15 protein-coding genes are annotated in these 26001 nt (G+C 44.0%); 1 reads left to right on the forward strand and 14 read right to left on the reverse strand.

Annotated elements, in window-relative coordinates; all coding sequences use genetic code 11:
• Nucleotides 1-3: 3 nt before the first annotated feature.
• From rng to BIW53_RS11800, 6 genes are all read right to left on the reverse strand, one after another.
• A complete protein-coding gene (rng, locus tag BIW53_RS11775; protein WP_070992178.1) occupies nt 4-1476 on the reverse strand; it encodes a ribonuclease G in 1473 nt (490 codons plus the stop codon).
• Nucleotides 1469-2047, reverse strand: a complete 579-nt coding sequence (locus tag BIW53_RS11780; protein ID WP_070992180.1) for a Maf family protein — start codon at nt 2045-2047, stop codon at nt 1469-1471. The genes rng and BIW53_RS11780 overlap by 8 nt, the downstream gene beginning before the upstream one ends.
• Nucleotides 2047-2526, reverse strand: a complete 480-nt coding sequence (gene mreD, locus BIW53_RS11785; RefSeq protein WP_070992182.1) for a rod shape-determining protein MreD — start codon at nt 2524-2526, stop codon at nt 2047-2049. The genes BIW53_RS11780 and mreD overlap by 1 nt, the downstream gene beginning before the upstream one ends.
• Entirely contained in the window at nt 2519-3361 is an 843-nt protein-coding gene (gene mreC, locus BIW53_RS11790; RefSeq protein ID WP_070992183.1) for a rod shape-determining protein MreC, read from the reverse strand. Before mreC ends, mreD begins: the two co-directional genes overlap by 8 nt.
• Nucleotides 3361-4404, reverse strand: a complete 1044-nt coding sequence (locus tag BIW53_RS11795) for a rod shape-determining protein (RefSeq protein ID WP_070983148.1) — start codon at nt 4402-4404, stop codon at nt 3361-3363. Before BIW53_RS11795 ends, mreC begins: the two co-directional genes overlap by 1 nt.
• 69 nt (nt 4405-4473) lie before the next feature.
• Entirely contained in the window at nt 4474-6516 is a 2043-nt protein-coding gene (locus tag BIW53_RS11800) for an SUMF1/EgtB/PvdO family nonheme iron enzyme (RefSeq protein WP_070992185.1), read from the reverse strand.
• A 215-nt stretch (nt 6517-6731) separates the two neighbouring features.
• Here BIW53_RS11800 and BIW53_RS11805 point away from each other — a divergent pair, with 215 nt between their 5' ends.
• On the forward strand, nt 6732-7646 hold the full coding sequence (locus BIW53_RS11805; protein ID WP_070992186.1) for a 1-aminocyclopropane-1-carboxylate deaminase/D-cysteine desulfhydrase: 915 nt from the start codon (nt 6732-6734) through the stop codon (nt 7644-7646).
• Here the strand turns inward: BIW53_RS11805 and BIW53_RS11810 are convergent.
• From BIW53_RS11810 to BIW53_RS11845, 8 genes are all read right to left on the reverse strand, one after another.
• A complete protein-coding gene (locus BIW53_RS11810) occupies nt 7632-9323 on the reverse strand; it encodes an EAL domain-containing protein (RefSeq protein WP_070992188.1) in 1692 nt (563 codons plus the stop codon). The two genes, BIW53_RS11805 and BIW53_RS11810, sit on opposite strands and share 15 nt — an antisense overlap.
• Nucleotides 9324-9485: 162 nt before the next feature.
• The gene (locus tag BIW53_RS11815) at nt 9486-11906 is read right to left on the reverse strand and encodes an ABC transporter permease (RefSeq protein WP_070992190.1); all 2421 of its coding nucleotides are present in this window, start codon (nt 11904-11906) and stop codon (nt 9486-9488) included.
• Nucleotides 11897-12640: an ABC transporter ATP-binding protein gene (locus BIW53_RS11820; RefSeq protein ID WP_070992192.1), complete on the reverse strand. Its 744-nt coding sequence runs from the start codon at nt 12638-12640 to the stop codon at nt 11897-11899. Before BIW53_RS11820 ends, BIW53_RS11815 begins: the two co-directional genes overlap by 10 nt.
• Nucleotides 12641-12677: 37 nt before the next feature.
• Nucleotides 12678-13928: an efflux RND transporter periplasmic adaptor subunit gene (locus BIW53_RS11825; protein ID WP_070992194.1), complete on the reverse strand. Its 1251-nt coding sequence runs from the start codon at nt 13926-13928 to the stop codon at nt 12678-12680.
• A gap of 102 nt (nt 13929-14030) precedes the next feature.
• Nucleotides 14031-15842, reverse strand: a complete 1812-nt coding sequence (locus BIW53_RS11830) for a serine hydrolase domain-containing protein (RefSeq protein ID WP_084228142.1) — start codon at nt 15840-15842, stop codon at nt 14031-14033.
• Complete coding sequence (locus BIW53_RS11835) at nt 15842-16765, reverse strand: cupin-like domain-containing protein (RefSeq protein ID WP_070992197.1); 924 nt, start codon at nt 16763-16765, stop codon at nt 15842-15844. Before BIW53_RS11835 ends, BIW53_RS11830 begins: the two co-directional genes overlap by 1 nt.
• Nucleotides 16766-16808: 43 nt before the next feature.
• Entirely contained in the window at nt 16809-18182 is a 1374-nt protein-coding gene (locus tag BIW53_RS11840; protein ID WP_070992199.1) for an MFS transporter, read from the reverse strand.
• A 1-nt stretch (nt 18183) separates the two neighbouring features.
• Nucleotides 18184-25572: a non-ribosomal peptide synthetase gene (locus BIW53_RS11845; RefSeq protein WP_139158835.1), complete on the reverse strand. Its 7389-nt coding sequence runs from the start codon at nt 25570-25572 to the stop codon at nt 18184-18186.
• Nucleotides 25573-26001: the final 429 nt, after the last annotated feature.

Genomic DNA, 26001 nt, shown 5'->3' on the forward strand with positions numbered 1-26001 from the left:
ACCTTACATCATTACGACGTCAAACTGTTCTTGGCTATATAAGCTCTCTGTTTGAATACTGACTTGTTTTCCGATAAAGAGTTCCAATTCAGCCAAATTATGATATTCGTCGTTGATTAGTGCTTCACTGACAGCGGGTGAGGCATAAACCATAAACTTATCAGCATCGTAGGCACGATTAACACGTACAATCTCTCTTAATATTTCATAACAGACTGTTTCTACTGTCTTTAGCGACCCTCTTCCTGAACAAGCGGGGCATACATCACATAGTATGTGCTCCAAACTTTCTCTGGTTCGCTTACGGGTCATTTCCACCAAGCCTAATGCTGATAACCCATTTATGTTGGCCTTAGCACGATCTTTTGCTAATGCCGTCTCTAATGAGTGTAGCACGCGACGTTTGTGTTCATCTGAAACCATGTCAATAAAATCAATAATAATAATACCGCCAAGATTGCGTAATCTTAGCTGTCTAGCAATCGCAGAGGTTGCTTCTACATTGGTATTAAATATGGTTTCCTCAAGGTTACGATGACCAACAAATGCTCCCGTGTTAACATCCACAGTCGTCATCGCTTCTGTTTGATCTATGATGAGATAACCACCCGACTTTAACTCCACCTTGCGGTGCAAGGCCTTTTGTATTTCGGTCTCGACGTCAAACAAGTCGAAGATTGGACGCTCTCCTGGGTAATATTCAAGCGCCTTGCCAAGCAGCGGGACAAACTCTTCCGTAAAGGTTTTTAGCTCTTGATACGTCAGTTTAGAATCCACACGAATGCGCTCCATGTCCTCACCAACGTAATCCCTAAGCGTACGAAACGCTAAGGTTAAATCCTCATGTAATATTGATGCTTTACTGGTTTTTTTGCGACGACTAATAATTTTATGCCATAGCTTTTTTAGAAATTCAGCATCATGCTTTAGCTCAGCTTCACTAGCACCTTCTGCGGCAGTACGAACAATAAAACCGCCATTCTCATCATTATAGGCGGAGACAATTTCCTTCAGACGAGTACGCTCTTCTTCCGTCTCAATGCGTTGACTCACACCCACATGGGTTGCATCCGGCATAAATACCAGATATCGAGAAGGAATTGTGATATCAGTTGTCAAGCGAGCGCCTTTGGTTCCCAATGGATCTTTAACCACTTGAACCATGATGTACTGACCCTGTTTAACAAGTTCACGGATATCCTGAACCTTTTTCACCGGTTGTTCGTCAACACCTTCTTCAAACGAAGCGCTATTAACAATATCCGAGGCATGTAAAAATGCAGCTTTATCAAGTCCAATATCAACAAATGCAGCCTGCATCCCTGGCAATACACGACTAACTTTACCCAGATAGATATTGCCGACAATACCTAAGTTGCCAATCCGCTCCACCTGCACTTCTTGCAGCACACCATTTTCAATTAACGCGACGCGACTTTCGCTTGGTGTAACATTGATTAGTAATTCACTACTCATAACTGCCTTCGGTAAATTCTTTAATTAATTCATCAGTTTCATATAACGGTAGGCCCATGACCGCAAAGTAGCTACCCGACAGTCGCGTGACAAATTTACCACCTAACCCTTGAATGCCATAACCCCCGGCTTTGTCCAAAGGCTCACCACTGCTCCAGTAAGCTTCAAGTTCTTGTTCACCTAGCGGTTTAAAAGTGACATCCGTACACACAACTTTACTGAGTGTACGAGTACTATCTGCAAGAGCAATGGCCGTATAAACTTGATGTGTACGACCAGACAAACGAGCCATTGTTGCCATAAAGTCTTGCTTGTTTTTGGGTTTACCTAGCGCAATATCATCAATAACAACAACCGTGTCACTGCCTAACACTGGTCTGTCTGTGTAACCCTTTAAGACCGCAGTTTGCGCTTTCAAACGTGCCAAGCGTTCCACATGGGCCAAAGGGGCTTCATTGTCTAATTGGCTTTCGTCAGCATCAACCGAAAATTGAATAAAATCATACCCCAGTTGGGTGAGTAATTGCTTTCGTCTTGGTGAGGCTGACGCCAAGTACAAACTTTGGGCCATTAACGTATCCTAAATTGGCGACGGTATTTTCTAAGTAGTAAAAAGATCCACGGCCAACATAACATACCCGTTAGGGCTGGCCATAAATAGTGGAGACTGAAATACACGTCGAGTAAAAAGTGGTTTAACCAAAACAGCAGTAAGTGATACAAAGTTAGGAATAAGCCAACCAACATTGCCTGCTGCCAAATAGAAAAGTTACGTATTTTCTGGAAGTTGCTAACCGTTATGTAAATACATATAGAGTAAGTTAGCGAATTAACACCCAAAGGAGCGCCAATAGCCAAATCCATAAGTAGCCCAGCCACCCATGCCCAGCCAATATTGACACGATGGGGTACAGCTAACGACCAATACATTAACACCAGCAACACCCAATCAGGACGAAATGGTTCTGCTGATATTGGCAATGGCATAAGCGCCATAACCAAGGCAAGAAATACGGTAAACGCGATAAGAAAATAGTAGCGTTTAATCATGATCTAAATTCTCTTGTGACGTACGCCCCAAAATCAACAATAAGCGTATGCGGTCAAGCTGAGCGATTGGCTCTGCGTATACTTGTGCAAAGGGTAAACCTTCGTCACGGTTAAGCTCTGTGACGACAGCAACAGGATAGCCTTCGGGAAAAGTCCCACCCAATCCAGATGTAACCAGCACATCCCCGATACGTACATCTAAACTATGAGGGACATGAGATAGCTTTAGTTTATTGATCTTCCCTATGCCTTCAACCACAGTACGAACGTCATTGCGTAAAATGCGCACCGGTGTAGCATGGGTGATATCTGTCATAAGCAGTACACGAGATGTGGTTGTACCCACTTGCGTGAGTTGACCGACCAACCCCATTTCATCAATCACTGGCTGACTTTCGGTAACACCATCAATCGTACCTCTATTGACCACAACTTGATGGCTATATGGGTTGGAATGTACAGACAGGATCTGGGCAACTAGGCGGGTGTTTTTCTCTCTAGCAGAGGCACCAAGTAAAGCTCGCAGCTTTTGATTTTCCTTCTGTAAAAATTCGAACTGTTGAAGCTTTTCACTTTGCAACAATTGTTTGCGCCTAAGCGCACTGTTTTCTTCACTTAGCTGTTCGCGTGTTTGTAGGCTTTTTGCGCCACTGTTAAAAGCTTCATAGGGCATACTTGCCAGATACAACAAAGGACTAACCAACGTATGTAGGCTAGTCCTAATAAGTGTTCCGCCTTGTGTAAAGCGATCACCAACAATGAGTATAATGCTTAGCATCACTGCGACCGTCAGTCGCAGTTGCAAAGATACTGTTCGGCCAAATAACAGATTCATCAGTCGTAGCTAAATACGTCGCCGCCATGCATATCTATCATTTCTAATGCCTTGCCGCCGCCACGTGCTACACAAGTTAAAGGGTCATCCGCTACAACAACAGGGATACCAGTTTCTTCCATCAAAAGCCTATCTAAATCTTTAAGCAATGCACCACCGCCCGTTAACACCATTCCGTGTGCAGAAATATCTGAAGCCAGTTCCGGTGGAGACTGCTCTAATGCAACCATTACAGCGCTCACAATGCCCATCAGAGGCTCTTGTAATGCTTCTAAGATTTCGTGAGAGTTCAATGTAAATGAACGTGGTACACCTTCAGCTAGATTACGGCCACGCACTTCAATAGATACCGGCTCGTCACTCTTAAACGCAGAACCAATTTCATGTTTGATATGCTCAGCCGTCGCTTCACCTATCAAGCTACCAAAGTTGCGGCGCACGTAGTTGATGATTGCTTCATCAAATTTATCGCCACCGATGCGCACAGATGATGAATATACGACACCATTTAGGGAGATAATTGCAACTTCTGTCGTACCACCACCGATATCGACCACCATAGAACCTGTTGCTTCGGATACAGGTAAACCTGCACCGATAGCTGCGGCCATCGGCTCTTCAATCAAATAAACCTCTCGAGCACCAGCACCCATTGCAGATTCACGAATAGCACGCTTTTCTACTTGTGTTGCACCACAAGGTACACAGATTAGTACGCGCGGACTTGGACGCATAAAGTTGTTGTTATGTACTTGCTTAATGAAGTGTTGCAACATTTTCTCAGTAACGTAAAAGTCTGCAATAACACCATCTTTCATTGGGCGAATTGCTTTGATGTTACCTGGTGTACGACCCAACATTTGCTTAGCCGCAGTCCCCACAGAAGCCACGCTTTTTGGTCCACCTGCGCGCTCTTGTCTAATAGCGACTACCGAAGGCTCATTCAAAACAATGCCTTCTTCTTTTACATAAATAAGAGTGTTAGCTGTACCTAAATCAATCGATAGGTCGTTCGAAAATAATCCGCGTAATTTTTTAAACATGAGGCTGGGTAACCTTAAAGAAATACTTTAAATCAAGTGGTGCTCAGCACCACTCATCGTTATATTGTTTTATCGCTCTCGAACCAGTCGAAAGCCAATGTAATTTGCTCTAAAATCTGTTGCTAACTCTAGACGGGTCGAGACACGAGCCAGACTTGGTGCAAAATTCCAAGCTCCACCACGTACCGTCACACCACTTTGTGAAGCACGCTTTTGTGTCCACTCCCAGACGTTACCAACAGTGTCATATAAACCGTAATGATTAGGCGAAAATTCACCTACAGGCGCGGCACTTTTATTGGACCATTCACTTCCACACCAACCACAGTTTGCTAGACTTTTTCCAATTTCATTTCCCCATGGGTATTCTGAAGTTGTGCCTGCTCTTGCGGCATACTCCCACTCCACCTCATTAGGCAATCGATATTGTTGTCCGTGCTCACCTGATAACCAATTAGCATAGGCTTTTGCATCATCATACGATACACACACAACAGGAAAGTTCTCTGCTTGCTGATAGCCTGGAGTTTGCCAGTTGTAGTCTAACTCCCAAACAGGCTCTCCATCTTTGTAGTATGCACAGCCTCGGCTTTTTTCTGCAGCGGTCTGGTAACCGGTACTTTCAACAAAGGCTCGAAACTCACCTATAGTCACTTCTTTGCTTTGCATACCATAAGAACTACTGAGTACTTTTTCAATCACGGGCCGTTCATTTGCCAAACCATTACCAACAAGATCACCCATTTTAAACGACCCAGCAGGTACAATTACAACTTCATTAACTGGCGTTTGCGAGATCATGTTTGGCGGTGTTTGACTATTTACTTGCTCGCTTTCTGGTGTCGGTACAGCAATCGACTCAGGCTTTTTTACCAATTTAGCGTTAATCGTTCTCGCTTTACGAACCGTCACTTTCTTTTTGAATGGCTTGTAACCCAGTTTACGGATCTCGATATCATACGTGCCCGCAGGAAGCTTTACTGAGAGTTTGGTCGAGCCATAACTCACACCATTGATAAAAACTTCATCATCATACACATTAGAACGCAATGTTAACTGAACCATGAGTTCTTTCTTGGGCTTTGGTATTGCTTGCGTTGTATCAGAAGAGCTAGTGACCTCAATCACCGGTTGGGTACTTAAACGAGATACTTGAATATTACTTGAAGTAGTTTGTGGGTCTGAAAAATTCAGTTGGCTATCAGTATATACAGGTGGATAGTTTGCCTGATAACTCCCGACTGCGCCAGCTAAGGGCGTTCCATATTCTGCACAGAAGCGATTGTCTACGCTCAGCAAGCTACACAATCTACTATTATTAACATCGCCGCGCATGGTTACACTGAGGTTCACACTGTAGTTGCCCTGACCACTGAATGCACTGCTGACTACATGACTATTAATCACTTGAACCTGTGCTCCGGCCAAGTTACGTTTTGGCTCAACAAGACGATGCTCTGTTAAATTAGCAAACAACTGGTCAACGAAACGTTTGGTTGCTTTTTGCAAGGCCATCTGCTGACCTCGTTGTTCACAAGCCGCTAGCGTTTCAGTGCGTTTACAGTTAATGGTGTGATCAACTTCTAATGTGCCTTCTCGGGTAAATTCATTTCTCAGACGCTCAACCCTTGCAGTGCTGAGTTGATCTTTTAAATTCTCTAACGTGTTAACTAGGGTGTGCTTGGTCACTCGGATCTGTTCGATATCTTTACGATGTGAAGCTATGGCCGCTAGCTGCAACGTAATATCGTCTTTGTTCTTTTTATGTTCCATGACCGAGTTTTTATAACGCGTTTGCGCATCCGAAATATCAATACCAGGGTCATCAATTAAACGGCGATATAAATCATTCATCGCGTCTAAGGCTTGATTCTTTTCTTTGTCTAAATCGGATGAACGCGCTCTAAGCATATCTAGTTGAGCTTGTAAGCGCGTTTCTTCGCTGAGGTGCTTATCTAATATCTGCGTGTAGTTATCTAACTCAGCTTGTTTCACCGAAAGTTCTGATTCAATGGCATTCACTGTTGCAGTGTCTTGTGCCCAAGCGTCGTGTGTCACACTAGCAGCCATCAACGTGGCAGAGACTAAAAAAGATAAAGAAGCTATTCGCATATATTCCATTCCCAAAAACGCGGCAATTATTTGGTCTTTGTTGTTTTTTATAGTTAGTTCTTAATGCTATGTACTTACAAAGCAAAACACAAGCTTTGCGCCATTAATATCTGAGTTTACAACTATTAACCATAGCCTTGCCAGTAATCTGGCCATATTTTCGTGCTTAGCTGTTAGAATTACCGTAAGATATTTTTGATAAATCATCCATTAGTATGAGTTGTATGTCATTTTATTTTCCAGAATCCCCAATACAGGTAATCAATCACCCGCTATTTGATGAAAAGCAAATAACATTACAGGTAAAAAGAGATGATTTATTACATCCACACATTTGTGGCAATAAATGGCGAAAATTAAAATACAACCTAATTGCCATGCAACAACAGAAGAAAACTGCATTTCTAACATTTTCGGGGCCATTTTCTAATCACCTTTACGCGGCTAGCATGGCCTGTAAACTTTTTAAGATTGAAGGTCATGCGGTAGTTAGAGGGCCACTGTTAGATGAAAACAATCCCACAATACGCATGGCTCGCGCGTGCGGCCTACACCTGCATACTGTAGATAGAACAACGTATAGAATGCGCAATCAGCCAGATTATTTGGCAGGTTTACAGCAAAAATTTCCTCACTGTCATATTATCCCAGAAGGTGGTAGTAATTTGGCAGCCATACAGGGCGTCCAAGAACTCGCCCACAGTCTGGTGCAAAGCGATTATGTACTGTGTGCTACAGGTAGCGGCGGTACCTTGGCCGGATTGATAGCTGGATGTGATAAATACACGAAGGTCATAGGCGTTGCCGTATTAAAGCAAGCGCAGTATCTTGAGCAAGAGATCATTGAGCTTGTACCTGAGGCTAAACAAGCTAACAACTGGCAGCTTTTATACGACTACCACGGCGGAGGCTACGGAAAATTCTCCCCCGAACTGTGGCAATTTTGCAAAATGATGAAAAAGACACATCAGTTACCCTTAGAGCCAATTTACACAGGAAAACTGTTTTTTGCTTTATGGCAACTTATTGAGCAGGATTTTTTCCCTACAGGAAGTCGAGTAACAGCTATCCATACGGGAGGGCTACAAGGCCTTGATGGTTTACGTTACAGACAGTTAATATTTGACTAATTCGAGCTGTTGTAACAGCTCTGCAAAGTAATAACCTTGTGCACCATGCACACCAAGTGACTTCAAGCACTCCAGCTCAGCTTGAGTCTCTACACCTACCGCATAAACAGCAATGTTTAGCCTTTTTGCTTGATAAATGATTTGTTTAATTATTTTTTGCTGCTGAGGGTTTTGCTGTACTTGATGAACAAGTTCAAACCCTAGCTTTACCGCCTCTATTAAGTGATTTTCACGGATCGTATTCACCATAAGGGGAGTTGTGACATGATCGATGATGATCCCAGCACTTACCCCTGTGAAGAATAACTGCTGCGCACTAATTTGTTGATTGTACTTGTAGTAATCATCCGCAGGGATTTCAAGTAGTAACTTATTAAGTCTCGTTGCCTGACGCATTTTCGTGACCAACCAATTAATAAACTCCACGTCAAGCCAATTAGCAATATGAATATTAATACTTACATTCGGTTTATTGGCTTCCTTAGTAAGTAAAGTGATCGTTTGTTCAATAATAGCTTTATCCAATGCTTCTAAGTTTTCTTTTGCATGTAACTGCGGTATGAATTGTTTCGCGGCAATTAAACCAAGTTGCGCGTGACGCACTCTGAGTAACACCTCATTTTGGATAATATCCTGCTGCTTAAAGCCAAATAGAGGTTGAAAGAAAAGTACAAACTGGCCGTTGGAAATACAGCTAATAAAGTCTTCTTCGCTACTTTCTAGCGTAGATGCGTGACTCTCTTCTAAGGGCATCATATGAACATGTTGCCAAACATTATTATTGGCAATTTCCAGGGCAGCTCTTGCCAACTGATAAACATCAGCTTGGTCCGCTTCACGCTGGTAGAAACATCCTCCTACTTTTACCTGTTTGCGCGATAAATCAGAACGCAAAGCTCGTAACACACGGAACATAATTTCGTGTAGCTTTTTACCTGTTTCAATCACATCCCCCCAAGCGACTCTGTCCAGCGTTACCGCCAATGCGCCCGAATTTAAATACTTAACCGAACAGCTCAAAGAACTGGGTAACCTTTTATGAATAGCAACAGAAAAGTGGTTTTTAACATCCAGTGTCTCATCAAGGGTGATAGACCAACGGATCAGAAGAAACACACTGAATAAACTCTGATCTGCAACTCTGGGGTCGACTGCGGACAACGCGCTATTTGCTCGTATTTCCATGCTATCATTCGTTGCTAAAAAGCGTTTTGGCCTTACCTGATATACCTGCCACCAGCGATAGAAAAACACTAACAAACCGATAAATAAAATATTAAAGAAGGTAATGATATACGCATGCTTTTGATAGGGCTGTTGATGAAACAGTGTGAGTGACACCCCGCCCGCGCTAAATTCACTAGCGCCTAGGGGGGCTTGACTGCCTTTCGGTACATATTCAAGCCCGTAACGATGAGCTATATCAGTAATACTATCGGCCGTTTGTAACTCTATTGGTAACAACGCAACGCGTTCAACAACGGTTTGTGCTCTTTGATGTATTTTTAGGTGTAATAAATGAAGTAGTAGCGCATTGAGCACCACCAAAATGAGCCCCCCGGCTAAGATTGAGTACCAAAGTTTCCTCTTCGCTTTTAGCTTCATTAATGCCACTCTTTTGCCTTCAACACCCTCTTCACCTAGATTAAGTGTTGTATACAAGGTGCTAAAACTCAAGTACCAGCACCTACCATTACACACTTTTAGTGTTGTGCCCTCAGAACCCGCTCATTATCGCGATAAACTGCTTAATATAATATGGAGTTGACGCATTTATAAATGTCGCTATAAGCTGAAAAAGGCAAGTTGTGCATATCACACAACTTGCCTCCATCACGCTTACTCACAGCGTAGTGCTTCTGCCGGCTGCATAAAGACTGCTTTTCTGGAAGGTATAATGACAGCAACCAAGACTACTAATACTAAGCTCAGTAGTACCATCACGAAAATACTAACATATGCAAAGGTCGTTAATGCCAACACACTTGATACCGCGGCTAACATCAAACTAGATAGACCTCCACCAATGAGCAACCCCGTCAACAACAGTTTACTGCTTTGCTTAACAAACAACATGATGATGTTTTTATCTGTTGCCCCCAGCGCCCTTCTGACCCCAACTTCCTGAGCTCGCTTTTCTACAGAGAATGCTGTTAATCCATAGATACCTGTCATTGCCAACATCAATGCAAATAGGCCACTCATAATCACTGTGTCTCTGAATGTAGCAACCATTTTTGCTGTTGCCGATGTTTCCATTTCCCAGTCCTCAATGGCGACTATATTTAGCTGACTATCATTACTGTTGAGAATCCGGAAGAATCGATCTTCTGCAGCAGCTGCATCAACCGCGCGTTTAAAGAATATCGTGCCACGCGCTTTCGGAAATTGGTAACCTGCCAAGTACAACTCATCGTACAGAGCCGGTTTTTCAAGAGGATTGTTGGTTATATCGCTTACAACCCCTACAACGGTTACCGTGGCGAATTCATCATCAAGTGTCACTTGTAATTGCTTACCAAGTGGAGAGTCACTTCCCCATAAACGATTGGCCATCGACTGGCTGACCATGGCAGTTTTCGCACCATCTTTTCTATCTCTAGTATCAAGACGACGACCTGCTAACAACTTAGGGCCCATAAACTCGGTGCTGCCTATCACGGTATACACAGTGGCTTTAGGTTTATCCGCGTCCGTTTTGTAATCAATGCCAGATAGCGCAACTGGTTGACGTTTGAAGCTAAATCGAATTCCCGCATCAGAGAAAGCCGCATCTTCACTTAGCTGACGCTGCATACGCTCAAAAAACAATGCACGCTGTTCATCAGTTGGGTAATTGTGTAAAGGCAACTCGGCGATTGCGAAATATAACTTATCGTAATCATAACCGAGCTCTAGATCGGTAGCTTTGTTCACTTTGAAGGAAATGACTGTACCCAGCACCATGATCAACGTAATGGTTGCTATTTGCGTAACCAACAAAAAGCGAGATAAGCGACCGATACTGATACTCTGTGCACCGCGCGTACCATCCCTGAGCACCATATTAAAATCTTGCCTTGCAGCTTTATAAGCCGGTAAAAAGCTCGCCACAAAAATGGTAAACAGAGCAAACACTACTGCGGCTATAAACACGGTGGTATCTAACTCCCAACGATACCAAAATGGTAATTCGTTCCCCATAAGTGTATGGAAATAACTATCGATAAAGTTTAATAACCAAGCCACTAACACAACCGCTAAGGTAGTACCTGCTAACGTGATCAATACACCTTCCCACATAAGTTGCGCTACTAGGCGCCAGTGAGGGGCTCCGATAGCTGTGCGAATAGCTGATTCTTTACTGCGCTGAATCGCCCTTGCAAACAGTAAATTCCCTATATTAATTGCAGCAAGAAGTAATATAAAAAATGCGACAACATTGAGTACCAACACCGTCAAGCGCATTGGATTGTCTATATCAAACCTCTGATATAAATCCATATCAGCTCGGATCAGCTCAAGCCCTTTAGGCAGTTTTTCAGCGCGAGAATAAAACGCTTGCGATGTTATGCTAAAAAATTGTGCTTGTGCTTGTTCTACACTGACTCCCGGTTTGAGTCGACCAAAGAACTCTACTTTTTCTCTATCCAGGATAACTGGGTTGAGCGTTTGTGCTGACATAGGTAACCACAATTGGTGTGATATCGGAAAACGATAGCCTTGAGGCATCACCCCCACCACCTCGGTGGTTTCACCACTGACATAAAATGTTTTACCAATCACTTCAGGGTCGCCCCCAAACTGCCCTTGCCAAATAGCATAACTAATTACCGCAACAGGGGCGCTACCGCGTTGGCTATCTGACTCTTCTAAGGTACGGCCAAGTAGTGGTTGTGTGCGTGAAACCTTAAAAACATCAGGTGTTGTCGAGGCAGCTTCAACGATCAGTTGGTTATTGCCAAGTGACACCGATACGGTTTTGTTTTGCCATAAACCATGCTCGGAAAATACCGTTGCATGCTCTCTTATGCGAGCCGCTTCGTATGCTTCCAAATATCGACTTTCACCAAATTTTTCGCTATGCCACAGTAAAGACGCGCGGTACAACGTCCCCTGATCTTCTATTGGCAACGGCTTAGAAGTAAACGTATATAAGAATGCAAACGTAAATAAGCTAACCGCTAAGCCGCCACACAATACAATGATCGTCAACGCAGTAAATTTAGGGGTTTTCTTTAATAGACGCAGTGCATATAAGAGATCCCTGATCACATACATACTTCTGCTCCTTCTGAGTGTTTCTTATCAGCATCTTTGTCACAAGGTACATCCGTTGGTAGTCGAATTTGGCCATCTAAAATTTCAACATTACGACTCACATTGTCCAATGAACGAGGGTCATGGGTTACCATACAAATGGTGCTACCTTCTTGGTGCAATTGGTGCAAAATCTCCATTACAGCCGTCGCGTTTGTTGAATCCAGGTTACCTGTTGGTTCATCAGCCAAAATCAAAGAAGGCTTGTTAACCAACGCACGTGCTATTGCCACCCTCTGCTGCTGTCCGCCTGATAGCTGCGATGGGAAGTGGTTAAGTCGGTGCTCCATATTGACCTTTTTGAGTACCTCAGTGGCCATGCGTTTAGCTTGTGCGTGAGACACCTCTTTTTGATAGCTCAGTGGTAACATCACATTCTCTTCCACTGTTAAATCACTGATAAGGTTAAACGACTGGAAAATAAAGCCAATCTCTTGGTTTCTTACGCCTGCTCGCTGATCTCTATCCAAGTGAGTAACATCAATCCCACAGATTTTAAATGTTCCCGAAGATACCTCATCAAGTAAGCCCAAAATTGAGAGTAATGTTGACTTACCACTGCCAGAAGGGCCTGTAAAAGAAACAAATTCCCCCTCGTTAATTGTCAAACTAATGTCTGTTAAAGCATGTGTTTCTACATCATCAGTACGAAATGATTTATAAATATTGTTTAGCTCGATCACTGCCTTGGTCATAACAACTCCTAATATATTTTAAAAAATGCAAAATTAATTAATTGAGATACACCATTTGGTGTTCTGCATAGCTGGAGGTATCAGACACAATGATTTCATCTCCCTCTGTGAGGCCATCAAGTACCTGTATAAACTTGACGGATGATTGCCCAACTTCAACCTGTATGCGTTCTGCTTGCTGGCTGTCTTTATTGATTTTGTAAATTCCCACTATCGCATTTGGCTGCACATGTGCTGGACGTTGTACGAATGTGGCTCTATCAAAAGATAGGGTAGTGATTGACCCTTCGATGCTTAAAGCGATACGCGCTTCAGGCGGAAGTTCATCCAGTAATTTGACATCAACCTGTACCATGCCATTAGTGACTGATGGATGGATACGGGTCACTTCCCCTCTAATTTGGTTCTTACGCGTATCAATCATCACTGACTGGCCCTGTCTGACACTTTGTACTTGCAGCTCTTGAACTTGTAATTCGGCTATTAGCTGTGTGTCATCTGCTACTCGCGCCACCAAAGTGCCAATACTAAGCTCTTGCCCTGGTTCTAGATCCATGCCCTGTACGACACCTTTAGTACGAGCTCTGACTTGTAATCTATCAACCTGTTGTTTGGCGTGATCTAAGGCATTTTTAAGGTTGGAGATCCGCGCTGCATCCGCGTCGCGTCTTGCACTCATGATCTCTTCCATCTTAGCGATGCGCTTTTTAAACACCCCCATTATTTGTTTTTGTTCATCTACAGAAAAAATTGTACGTTGATGGTCAATTTGCGACACAATGCCTGGATGGTTCGCGATAAGATCACGCTCGGCATCCAGCTTTAACATATTGCTTTGATAAGCAAGCTCAGCTAGAAGCGCTTCTGATTGCAACGCAAGAAATTCAGATTCTTGCGACTTCTGGCTAGCAAACGCCTCAGATTTAGCTTGTTGATACTCCAACTCAGCTTGTTCCATTTCTCGCATCAGTAACGGATTGCTTAGTTGCACCAGTACCTCTCCCGCCTCTACGGTATCACCGGCATCGACCAGTACACTGTCAACCACACCGCTTACCTGAGCAGAGATACGTTGGAACTCTTTAGGTCGCAGTTCACCGTTACTGCGTACTAACACCTCAAATTTATCCTGCTTAACGGTTGCCGTACGTAGTGTTTTCGTATCCACCACATATGAAGCATCACCGAACAAAGGTTTAAGCAAAAAATACAAACCCAAGCCAATGACAGGAATAAACCACTGCGCTTTTATTTTGCGCTTTTTCTTCTGTTCTAATTTAATATCCATTTATTTCTCTCTAAAAATAACTTGATAATGAGCAATAGCTGTCAATGTTCGATACTTCGTATACCTGTACAGCCGCTATTGAATTTTTACGTTTCTATTTGTCTATATATTCCACAACGTCAAAGGTATGAGTCCCCAGTAGCCCATAACCAACATCCATTGCAAAAAGGCTACTAACGCCAATAAATTCAACGTATTTGTCCGTTTCAGACGTACATGTTGAACACCCGCAATAGCACAAACGAAAGGCGCGAAAGCACACGCCAATGCCAACAAAACACTAGCAGCGTTGATATCACCGATATGAATGAAAGATTGAGTGACAAAAAACGGGACGGGGAGCAAAAAGGCCAAGTACATGGTAAATGCTACCGCCATCGGCTCTTGAATTAGCTTGGACAAGCGCGTCACGAATAAATAACCACCATATAAGAAGATATAGAGCGCCCCGAGTAACCCCAGCACCAAACTGACCCCTAAGCCAATTACACCGCTCTTATCCACTCTTTTATAAGTACTAAAACCATTGCTGATCATCGGTGTACCATCAACGTCGCGCATCAACACATGCGATGGAGAAACACGCTGCTGTGCGGCATACAGTCCATCTCCCAGAGGGCTTAACACATCACCCGAGGATTGAATGCTGCTAAAGACTAAGTTTTCACCCTGTGGTTTGAGCACATATGTGCTAAATATTTTGTCCAGATAAGTAAAATTCCCATAACGATAAATGGTCGGGGCATACCACCCATACCAATCGGATGCATCATATGCTTGATGTGAAATCGCCTTGGGACTTTGAACATGCAGCGCTTCCACCATCAACTTATTCAGCCGTTCGTAATTAGCCGTTTCACTGTCAGTATTAACCATCACGAAGAACGCTTTACTTTGCTCTGGATAAAGGCACAACATACCTTTAAAGCCCGCAGTATTTCCGCCATGACACAAACCTAAAGTTTGGTTCCGATCTCTTCGCCATAAGCCTTTGCTGCCCCCGATGTGTAAACCAGCCTGATAAGAGACTACTTCAGCGGGTTGTCCCATCTGAGCAAGCAAATCACCGTCCACCACGACCTTGCCATCTTGCAGACCATTGCCCAGCAAAAACCGAATAAACTTTTCCATATCAGAGACCGTTGTGGTGAATTGTCCCGCAGCTCGCAAATAGCTAGGCACCGCGGCAAATAGCTGACCGTGGTCTAAGTGACCATACGTGAGTCGTTCATCTGTGAAGGGGCCTGCTTGGCTTGTGAAGGTCATGGTACTGTCGAGCATTTTTAAAGGTTCCAACAGATGTAGCCTGAGTGCTTCCTCATAACGTAGTCCCGTTGCCGCCTCTATAACCATCGCCAGTAAATTGTAACCAATGTTAGAGTAGGCAAACTGAGAACCAGGCCTGACCTTTACTTCCAATAAGTCCATATCTTTGTTAAAAACAGTATCCAAAGGCGAGTCTGCTTTGGCTTGTGTGTTAACCAAGTGCCAAAATCTGGCATCCTGAATACCCGCAGTATGATCTAGCAAATGCGCAACCGTCACAGGGTGTGTATCCTGCCAAGGATTCACCAATTTGAGTGTGGGCAATATTTCACTCACTTTCGTGTCCAACTGCAATTGACCATCGGACACTAAGGCCAACACCCCCGCTGCCATTACCGTTTTGGTAATTGACCCCACATGGGTCTTATGTTGTGTTGTTAACTTTGTTTGTTCTCGCTGGTTGCTAAACCCGCTTGCTCCCAAATAGCTTTTTTCACCATCAACTAATGCCCAGCTCGCCCCGACTAACCCCTCCTGTGTCAGTACTTGATTAACTTTCATTTCAAGTGTTGTTGTTTGCGCATATGAGTTGTCAGCAAACAACAGATAAATGAGTGTCAATAAAATTAGCAACCAACGATTCATCATTATCTACCTACCAATAATTTCGTACGGTAAATGCACTGCGCAAACAAAGTGAGTAGCCCATAGAATGGAACTACTAGCATGGGCAGTCCCGGTCTTTTGAACGCGTCCTTATATAAGTCTCGTATCGCAGGGTATCTTAAGTTTGAGATCTTATGATATGGCGAGCGCCAGCAGTATGGGATAGTCATACCGACTTTATGATCGATTGGTTGTACCCCATGCCACCAGTTCGGTGGAATATATAGGGTATCACCCGCTTCAACATCAACCACAAAGGGTTCAATTTTGTCCGCAAGATGTTCCATACAGTTTTCATCTTTAAGTAAAGCATCTGAATAGAAGATCTTTTTCAGTTCCTCATAGTTGCCGTCATCAGAGGAAAATAAAGCAACACGTTTATTACCGTGGATCTGGCACATCATCGTTTCATCAAGCACATGTAAATGCCAGTTTGAACCTGCACCTTTGTAGACGAACATACGCGCATCTGGGTAAGCCAGAGGTTTTGGTTTACGTTTGATAAACGAAAAGCCTGTCATGTCTTTTTGTAGTTTCTTAAACCCTTCGGCTTTGAAACTAACCGGTGCAAATAGCACTTCATCTAAACCAGATCGCATTTCAGTGAGTGCTTGCGCAAAATTATGTTTTTTGGCACTCGCTTTCATTGAACTGTCACTAGAAAAGTTCATGTGTCGATAGTAGTTAACTTCACTGTCTTTACCTGCCTCTTCCAAATAGCCAGGCTGAGGCCATTTTTCGTAGGCTGGCCAATGCTTCAACCCCCCTTTGATCAGTACTGGCGTATTAGTATTCACAAACTTTTTGGTGAATGTTTTTGCATCCATGTCTTTAGCATCGATGCAAGCAACCGTTTTGCCTTTGTCCAACCCTGGAATATTTTTTAATATTCGTTCATCTATCATGTAATTGACTCCTTAATTCTCAATCATTCATAATTGCTTTTTGTTATTTGTTTTCAAAATGTTGGCTCATTTGCGATTGCAGCCGTCTAAAGGCGCCCATCACACTTAAGATCGCAATAATGGAGAACATGGTTAATCCACATAACACAAAGACCAGCCCCATTCCTCGTCCAGGTCCCGTACCAATAACATCCCCTAGTAAATTGGCTAACATCCCACCTGGCATCATGCTTGGTTCCAAAAATAGCTCTGCGCCCACAGGGGCTAACGTGACGGCAAACAACATAGCCACCGTGGCAAAGAAGGCGCGCGCCGCAAATACGCGTCCTTGTATCTCTGGTGCGGTGATAGTTTGTAAAATTGTTTGTGCCACCACAGTTCCAATAGGTGCAAATAAAGAGTAAATAAACACTAAAAGCGCAATACCCCATGCATTGGTAAGTGCTCCACATAACACCATGGTGATTCCAGAAGTTACTGTTGCGATAAATAGCACCTGAATGCGGTTATTGCGTGCTGCGAGTTTTCCTGCCATTAATGCGCCCATAAGGCCTGCAAAACCCGCTAAGGTAACTATCCAGCCCAACGCAATAGATGACATCGTGGTTAAAATCATCGGTCTAAACAGTACCATTACCACACCATTTAAAAATGAGATTAGCGATAAAAATGTTATAAGGATCAAAACGTTCTTATCTTTAAATAACACCCCTAACACTTCCGAGCGCAGATTGAAGATAGCTGCTTTCTCTTGCGTCGCAGCCTGAGTACTCTCTCCTCGATAAGGTAAAGTTGAAAACACCAAAGTCATCGTTGATAGTAGATAAGTTGCAATACTGGCCAAAATAATCAGAGCAATACCAATCGTCTCTAACAGCCCGACCGCTATCAGCGGAATAATGACGGCGCTAAAGTGAATACTTGATTGCACATACCCGTTAGCTTTCGCATATAAGTTTTTAGGTACTAACTGAGAAATTGACGCGGTGTAAGCAATTTGATGCACCGAGCCAAATGAAGAAATGATCGGCGACATCATCATGATCGCCGTCACATTTAATTCATTCCTAAATGCCAACACACATAACACCGCTGAAGCGAGTGTCAGTGCAAATTGACATCCCATCATAATATTACGTCGCGAGAAGCGGTCACATAGCACCCCTGCAACGGGGGCTAGAAAGAGAGTTGGTAAAAGTTGCGCGACAATAATGCCGCCAAATTGTAGTAGCGACTGAGTTTGCTGATAAACCCAAATACTGAATGCAAAAGCCACCATTTGACTTCCAAAGACAGAAATAGCTTGGCCCTTCCAGATCCTCAAAAAATCAGGACACTGCTTCAGTTCATCTACAGGTTCGTTCATGGGTTGCGCATCAAGCAACTCAGCTTGGGTTGCCGTTTGTTTTATTTCCATTTTATTGTGCCTTCTTAACTGGCTTGTTATGTATGTGCGCTACATCGGTAGCGATTTGTGCCACAAGTGGTGTTAATTGAGGCGCTTGCATAATGCTGAAATGATCACCATCAACACTATAATCACGCATGTTTTGCTTGCTCAGTGCCGCAAATACCGCGTTATTGTCTGGGAATGTCGTTTTGGTTTGCGTTGCACCGTAATAATGCAGTTGTGTCACCGCTTGGCAGGCCACCTCACTTTGTGATGAGACCAAATTACGCAGTACCACTTCGCGTACACGTTCAACCCGGCATTCATTGTCTGTTGACCATTGTTTAGCAAGCCATTGCACCTGATAGGCTTTATCAAATCGTGCACACAGCTCTGGTTGGGATTGCAAATATTGTAAATATTGATTAGGCGTATGCTCACTGTATCCAGCTTGTTGATATGCCTGTAAGAAATCCTGCCATCCCGACTCATTGTGCTTCACAACCGTGTCAATCAAGCCAACGTAACGAACTTGCTCTGCCTGTGATTCAAGAAGTTGCGCGATTGTTAAGGCCACTAATCCGCCAAACGACCAGCCTAGTATGTAATATGGGCCTGTCTGTTGTACTTGCTTGATTTCTGACAGGTAGCTTTGCGCTAAGGTATGTAATGAATCAAACTGGTTTATCACCTCACTGACGTAGCATGGGTGCTGCATCGCATAGATATCAAAATCCAATGCTAACTGCTGCGCAAGCTGACCATAACAGGCCACATCTCCGCCAATTGGGTGGATCATAAATAGTTGACCCTGAGTTCCTTCTTTAAGCTTAACCAGTTGCTCGTTGACATGCCCCAACTCCGCTTGCGCTAGATAGCTCGCCTGTTTGGCAATGGTCGGATGCTGATAGAGCTGATGAACGCTCAATACATCACCAAACTGCTTACGAATTTCGCTAAATAGCTTGATCACAAGCAATGAGTGGCCGCCGCTGCTGAAAAAGTTTGCATCAATACTGAGTATGCTTGGCGCTTTGTTTAGTACCTTTGCCCACAGTGCCTGCAATTGCTGCTGTACCTTCGTATGTGGTTCGATAATTTCTCGCGGTGTAACTTGTACTTGAGCCATCAATGCTTTTTGATTGACCTTGCCGTTGGCTGATAATGGCACCTCTGTTAAGTTGATAAAGTGCTCTGGCACCATATAGCTAGGTAGCGTTACGCTAAGCTGATTACGAATGCTGCCAATCAAAGTTTCATCTAACTGCCCGGCCGTAGGCTTGATAAAGGCAATCAACTGCTTATCCACTTCCTCAGCATGTGCCACCACCACGGCTTTAGACACCTCTGGTATTTGCGCGATCTGCTGTTCAATTTCGCCTAACTCGATACGATAACCTCTCAGTTTGATTTGATTATCGGCACGACCAACAAACCAAAGGTTGCCGTGTTGATCATATTTCACAAGATCTCCAGTACGATAGAAGCGAGTATATTTGGCACCAGAGATATTAAGTTCAACAAACTTTTCCCCGGTGAGTTCTGGGTTATTGAGATAGCCTTTAGCTACCCCTTCCCCGCCGATATACAGTTCACCGACAACCCCTGCAGGTGTCATGGCTTGATTGCTATCAAGCACATACAACTCGGTATTACTCATCGCTTTACCAATGGGTAGCGCATTGTGTAATTTCGATAAATTAGCTGAAACATCATACATGGCACATCCCACCACAGTTTCTGTGGGGCCATAGTGGTTATAGATTTGAGCGCTTGGAAAAACACGGGCCAAGCGTTGAGCGAGCTCAATTGGGAAAGCTTCTCCGCCAATTACGAAACAATGTGATAAGGCACAGACAAAATCTTCGGGCAATAAGCTTAGCAACGCTTCACCGTGCATTGGCGTCATGCGAATTAAGGCATTTGACTGACGCTTCTCCATCATTTTCGCAAATTCAGGCAACGCATCTTGTTGTGGACAAAAATCGACACAATGACCATTTAACAGCGGTAAATAAAGCGCAGGTACCGTGATATCAAATGCCAATGAGGTGATCACCATCGAACCATCTAGATTGGCGCTGCCACGGTAATAACTGCGCATCGCGTTTTGACAGTAATCCACAACACCACGATGGCTGACTTCCACCCCTTTTGGTTTACCTGTTGACCCTGAGGTATAACAAACATAAGCAATGTCGTTACTGCCACTCTCAACGGGTTGATAGTCAATGAAAGTATCAAGCCAGTTTTCGTGCATACAATCATCCAACAACAGCAAATGACTATGCTGTTGTGGACAGTGCGCGCTCACAGAGTCCATAGTCAGGATACATTTTAGCTGCGCATCATCGTGGATCGTCTCAATCCGTTCCGCAGTACTACTAATTTCAATTGGCACATAGGCAGCTCCTGCTTTCAACGCGCCGAGTAAACCAACGATAAAAAACGGATGTCGTGGCGTGTAGATTCCCACATGATCGCCTCGACCTATACCTTGGTGTTGAAGGTAGCAGGCAATACGATCTGTGATCTGCTCTAATTGCCAATAGCTAACCTGTAATGCACCTTGCTGAAGTGCAATGGCGTTGGGCGCTTGCTGTGCCGTATGAGCTATCATTGCATCAAGCGTCATATCTAGTGCGTAGTCTTGTGCCGTATCATTCCACTTGATGAGTTGCTGATGAGCCTGCTGGCCAAGAATATTCAGTTGATTGACTGGCTTGTACGGCGCGACAAGTACGTCATTTAATAGCGCCGTAAAACTATCTGCCAAGCGTTCAACTGTCTGACGATTAAACAAGTCTTTGGCATAACTCCAGTTCAATCTCAGCCCTTGTTCGGTTTCCATTACCGATAAGCTCAAGTCATGCTTAATGGTCTGCGCCTGACCTGCAATCGGTCTTGCCGTTATCCCCTCAAGTTCCCAGTTCGCCTGACGATTGTTCTGCATCAAAAACATTAACTGGCATAGGGGTGCATGACTGATACTGCGCTCTGGCTGTAACTGTTCAACCAACATCTCGAACGGCACATCTTGATGCGCAAACGCATTTAATGTTGTCGAACGAGCTTGCTGTAACACATCGCTGAAGCGACTTTCCCCATCAATTTTGTGTCTGAACATCAAGGTATTAACAAAGAATCCTAACAAGTCTTCCACTTCATGATGATGACGTCCAGCAATCGGACTACCAATCACAATATCGGCCTCATTACTCCAGCGACTGACCACCAATGCATACACGCTTTGTAACAGCATAAACAGAGTTACATTATGTTGCTGTGCCAAATTACTTATTGCTGCGCTGAGCTCTTCGTCATAAGCAATGCTGACGGTATCACCGCGATAACTGGGTTTAACTGGCCTAGGTTGATCCAGCGGTAAACTATGCACCTGGGGAATATCGGCCAACTGCTCTTGCCAATAACTGAGTTGCGGAATTATCACGCCTTCTGACAAATGTTGACGCTGCCAAGCCGCATAGTCGGCATATTGTAAGGCCAGTGGTGTTACCACACATTGCCCCTGCTGTCGCCACTGCTGATAGAAAGTGGTGATCTCATCTGCCACTAAACCCAATGACCAACCATCGGATGCAATGTGGTGCATCACAACCAGCAATACGTGATGCTGCTCACTTAGGTGGATCAGACTCACTCTGATCATCAAAGACTGCGCTAAATTAAAATCTATTGCTATTTGTTTATGCAGCACCTCGAACACCGCGTCATGCTGTTCACTGTCAGGTATAGCAGACAAATCATGATGCTCTATCGTCACCGTTTGTGGTTCATTAATGCACTGAATGGCTTCTCCATCGTGCATTTCGAAGGTCGTTCTTAGTACTTCGTGGCGTGCAACTAATGCTGAAAAACTTTGCTGTAGCGCCGTTACATCCAACGCCCCTTTTAACTCTAATGCAAGAGGTAAGTTGTATTGCGTACTGCTGCCATTTAGCTGATCTACAAACCAAAGGCGCTGCTGAGAAAAAGACAAAGGTAGGGGTTGATCACGCCCAACAGGCTTGATCATGGATAGGCCACCATGTGCATCTAGTTCATCAATATACTTGGCAATAGCTTTAATGGTTTCATGCACAAACAATACGCGCACGGGCACATCAACATCTAGCTCCCTGCGCATAGCATTACTTAGGCGCATCGCCAGTAAAGAATGCCCTCCGAGATCGAAAAAGCTCACTGCGCAGCTAACTTGTTGTTCATTTAAATTGAGTAGTTCGCACCATAAACGCTGGATTACCTGCTCGCTAGGGGTATTGGCAGCTAAGTATTCGCTTGTCATCACGTCACCTAAATTAGGTGCGGGCAGCGCACGCTTATCCACTTTACCATTGGCGGTTAAGGCAAATTTTTCCATCACCTGAATGTGAGAAGGGATCAGATACTCGGGCAAACTGGCCTTGAGTTTAGCTTTGATCATGGCCGCATCGGTTGCTGCATCTAATACCGTGACATAGGCAACAATATGTCGCTCGTTAGCCAACTCTACCGTTGTCACCACTGCCGCTTTAAGCAAGTTGGTTTGCAGTAATTGCTGTTCAATTTCCTGAGGTTCAACACGGAACCCTCTTATTTTGACCTGCTCATCAGCGCGGCCTAAGTACTCGATATTGCCATCGTCTACATAGCGCACTAAGTCGCCAGTACGGTACATCCGCTGCTGTGCATTTTCTGGATGACGGATAAACCGCTCCTCGGTCAAGTCATCACGGTTAATGTACTTGTCCGCCAAACAAGGACCACTGACATATAGCTCCCCAATACAGCCTATCGGTACTTCAGCCAAGTTACTATCCATAACATAGGCGTTGGCGTTGTGAATTGGCTTACCAATTGAAGGATATAAAGGCCAATTTTTGACATCACCTGTGAGTAAATAATCCGTCACCACATGTGTTTCAGAGGGGCCATAGAGATTCAAAAGCTGACAGTGTCGATGTTGAGCAAAGAACGCTCTTACTTGTGGGTAAATTTTGAGAGCTTCACCCGCCACTTGTAGTACTTTCAAAGACGGAAGATGAAGCGCCTGATCCGTCACATATTCACAAAAACTTACCAACATAGCGGTTGGTAAATATAAACAGCCTATCTGCTGAGTCACTATGACTTCCAGTAGATCCGGTAACGATTGACGTGTTGATTCATCGACCACAATCAGTTGGCTACCACTACAAAGTGCCGTCATGATCTCGTAAATCGCCATATCAAAGTTCAACGTTGAGTACTGCAAGGTTGGCAGCTTCTGAGCTATATTTTTATAGCGGGCGAACTGTGAATTAACCAAGTTTTCAAGCACTTGATGTGATAACACGGTCCCTTTTGGCAGGCCCGTGGAGCCTGATGTATAAATAACATAGGCGGGGTTTTGACCATTAATGTCAACGTTTGGCGCGGTGTGCGGATAATGCTGATAATCCGCTTCACTGACATCCAATACAGTGAGCTGTGTTTGCAAAGCTTGCCATCGTGGTAAATCGTCACAAATTAATATTTTGATGTCACTGTCTTGGCTAATGTAATTTAAGCGCTCTTGCGGATAATTAGGGTCCAACGCGACGTAGGCACCACCAGCTTTGAGCACGGCCAATACGCTGATTATCATAGCCACGCTGCGTTGTTGCGAAATCCCCACAAAATCACCCGGTTGGAGTCCTTGCGCAATTAATGCATGAGCAAATTGATTAGCATAGCTGTCCAGCTGGGCATAGGTTACCTGACTAACCGCATCACTGAGCGCAATATCATCCGCACTGTGCTGTACGTGCTGAGTAATTAAATGGTGTACCCCTTGTGTAAATGCACTATGCGCCACTTGGTTTTGCGCTCGCCACTGCTGTAATGTGGCTTTATCGTCCGCAGACGTAATGGGTAGTTCAAAAATAGTAGTCTGAGGAGCTTGAACAATGCTCTCCAATAACACCGTAAAACTTTGTGCTAGCGCTTGAATGGTTTTGGGTTCGAAGATACTAGTGGCGAAGTTCCACTGCATCACAAACTGATCCCCTAATTCTCCTGCAAACAACTCTAGATCAAAACGTGTATGTTTTACTTCTCCTTCAATGGCGCTTGCCTCTAAACCAGGTAACGTCAGTTCGCCATAGTCGTTGTTTTGCAAAGCAAACATCACCTGAAAAATCGGTGAATGACTCATACTGCGCTCAGGTTGCAATTGCTCTACCAACATATCAAAAGGCATATCTTGGTTAGTAAATGCCTGTAGTGCCGTGTTTTTACTTTGTGCGAGCAGTTCGGTAAACGTCACGTTCTCATCAAGATCGGTTTTAAACACCAGCGTGTTGACAAAAAAGCCGATCAAGGGCTCTATTTCTCGCTGTGTGCGTCCAGCTATAGGACAACCCATCACCACCTTAGACTCTGAACTCCAACGACCGAGCAATAAAGCAAAACTACACTGTAACAACATGAACAGCGTGACATCATGCTGCTGACACGATTGCAATAGCTTTTGATACAAAGAGTTATCTATGAACTGTGTATATCCTTGGCCTGCAAATTCTTGCTGAGCAGGTCGAGGCTTGTCTAAAGGCAAACCATGTGTGGTTGGAATATCACTTAGCTGCTCGGTCCAATACTCTAACTGCGATTGTAAGCGCTGCTGCTGAACTTCTGAGCGCTGCCAATGCGTATAATCGCTATATTGCACGGGCAGTGGCGGTAGAGGTGACGACTGGTCATTTACATACGCATGATAAAGCTGCACAAATTCGCGTGTTAGAATACCCATAGACCAGCCATCTGAGGCGATGTGATGCACTGTAAATAGCAGTGCACAGTAGTCATCAGCCAACTGAACTAACGTTAATCGCAGCATTACATCGGATGCTAAATCAAACGGTTTTGAGAACTCATGCATCATCACCTGTTGTAATTGATCCGCTTGCGATGTGTCATCCAGTGCACTTAAGTCTATATTGCCGATGCTCAAAGGCTGTACCGGAGTCACTTTCTGGCGAGGTTCACCACCTTCATCAAAGTACACTGTGCGTAGCACCTCATGACGTGCAACCACCTCATTTAAAGCACGCTGTAACGCCTCGACATGGAGCGTACCGCGCAAATATATTGCGCGTGTCATATTGTATTGACTGCTAGTTTGCTCTAATTGGTCGATAAACCATAGTCGCTGCTGAGAATAGGACAAACGCGTTTCTTGGCCATGCGGCAACTTGGTGATCACGTTCGTATTTGCCGCCGCATTGGCATGTCGAGCATCAGATAGAAAAGAGATCAAGTCATCCTTGTGGTGCTTGATCTTGGCGATTAAATCTTGAGATATCTGCGTACTTTTTGATTTTGTCTTTAGTTTTCCATGCTCAACATACGGAAAAATACCGTGTTGATTGAGCTCTTTAACTAGATGTACAACTTGCATTTTATCACCCTGAATACCCAACAATTTCCTGTTGCTCTGTTATTTTTATAATTAATCGATTGATACAACCTTTTGGGCCTGCAACCTTTAACAGTGCAACCTACCAAGGCCTACCCAGCTTATGCTCCTTTTACGACAGCGACATATCCTTCTCCTAGTACGTCGGCACTACGGAATATAAGTCGATGTAGTGTCTCCATATTTTGGAAAACTGTCACCTGCCATTTCTACTAGGTAAGATGTTGTGGATTCTTGAAATTTAGCGGGAAAAACTTTTTATTAGAGCAAGGTTAAATCATCTAAAATTGCTTTAACTAATTGATTGGTGGGTTTAAGTTATGAGATGACGGCCAACTTTTCGGCGCAGAAAGTGATGTACATCAAAATAAAAAAAGACGTACCTTGTATTAGAGGATAAAAGGAACAAGC

Source organism: Pseudoalteromonas byunsanensis, assembly GCF_001854475.1.
Classification (GTDB): Bacteria; Pseudomonadota; Gammaproteobacteria; order Enterobacterales; family Alteromonadaceae; genus Pseudoalteromonas; species Pseudoalteromonas byunsanensis.

Bases quoted from the DNA above. Each gene is read 5' to 3' on its own strand.
- BIW53_RS11780 (WP_070992180.1), bottom strand. From the start codon at position 2,047: ATGGCCCAAAGTTTGTACTTGGCGTCAGCCTCACCAAGACGAAAGCAA.
- BIW53_RS11805 (WP_070992186.1), top strand. From the start codon at position 6,732: ATGAGTTGTATGTCATTTTATTTTCCAGAATCCCCAATACAGGTAATC.
- BIW53_RS11845 (WP_139158835.1), bottom strand. From the start codon at position 25,572: ATGCAAGTTGTACATCTAGTTAAAGAGCTCAATCAACACGGTATTTTT.
- BIW53_RS11830 (WP_084228142.1), bottom strand. From the start codon at position 15,842: ATGATGAATCGTTGGTTGCTAATTTTATTGACACTCATTTATCTGTTG.
- BIW53_RS11815 (WP_070992190.1), bottom strand. From the start codon at position 11,906: ATGTATGTGATCAGGGATCTCTTATATGCACTGCGTCTATTAAAGAAA.
- BIW53_RS11800 (WP_070992185.1), bottom strand. From the start codon at position 6,516: ATGCGAATAGCTTCTTTATCTTTTTTAGTCTCTGCCACGTTGATGGCT.
- mreC (WP_070992183.1), bottom strand. From the start codon at position 3,361: ATGAATCTGTTATTTGGCCGAACAGTATCTTTGCAACTGCGACTGACG.
- BIW53_RS11840 (WP_070992199.1), bottom strand. From the start codon at position 18,182: ATGGAAATAAAACAAACGGCAACCCAAGCTGAGTTGCTTGATGCGCAA.
- BIW53_RS11820 (WP_070992192.1), bottom strand. From the start codon at position 12,640: ATGACCAAGGCAGTGATCGAGCTAAACAATATTTATAAATCATTTCGT.
- BIW53_RS11795 (WP_070983148.1), bottom strand. From the start codon at position 4,404: ATGTTTAAAAAATTACGCGGATTATTTTCGAACGACCTATCGATTGAT.
- mreD (WP_070992182.1), bottom strand. From the start codon at position 2,526: ATGATTAAACGCTACTATTTTCTTATCGCGTTTACCGTATTTCTTGCC.
- BIW53_RS11835 (WP_070992197.1), bottom strand. From the start codon at position 16,765: ATGATAGATGAACGAATATTAAAAAATATTCCAGGGTTGGACAAAGGC.
- rng (WP_070992178.1), bottom strand. From the start codon at position 1,476: ATGAGTAGTGAATTACTAATCAATGTTACACCAAGCGAAAGTCGCGTC.
- BIW53_RS11825 (WP_070992194.1), bottom strand. From the start codon at position 13,928: ATGGATATTAAATTAGAACAGAAGAAAAAGCGCAAAATAAAAGCGCAG.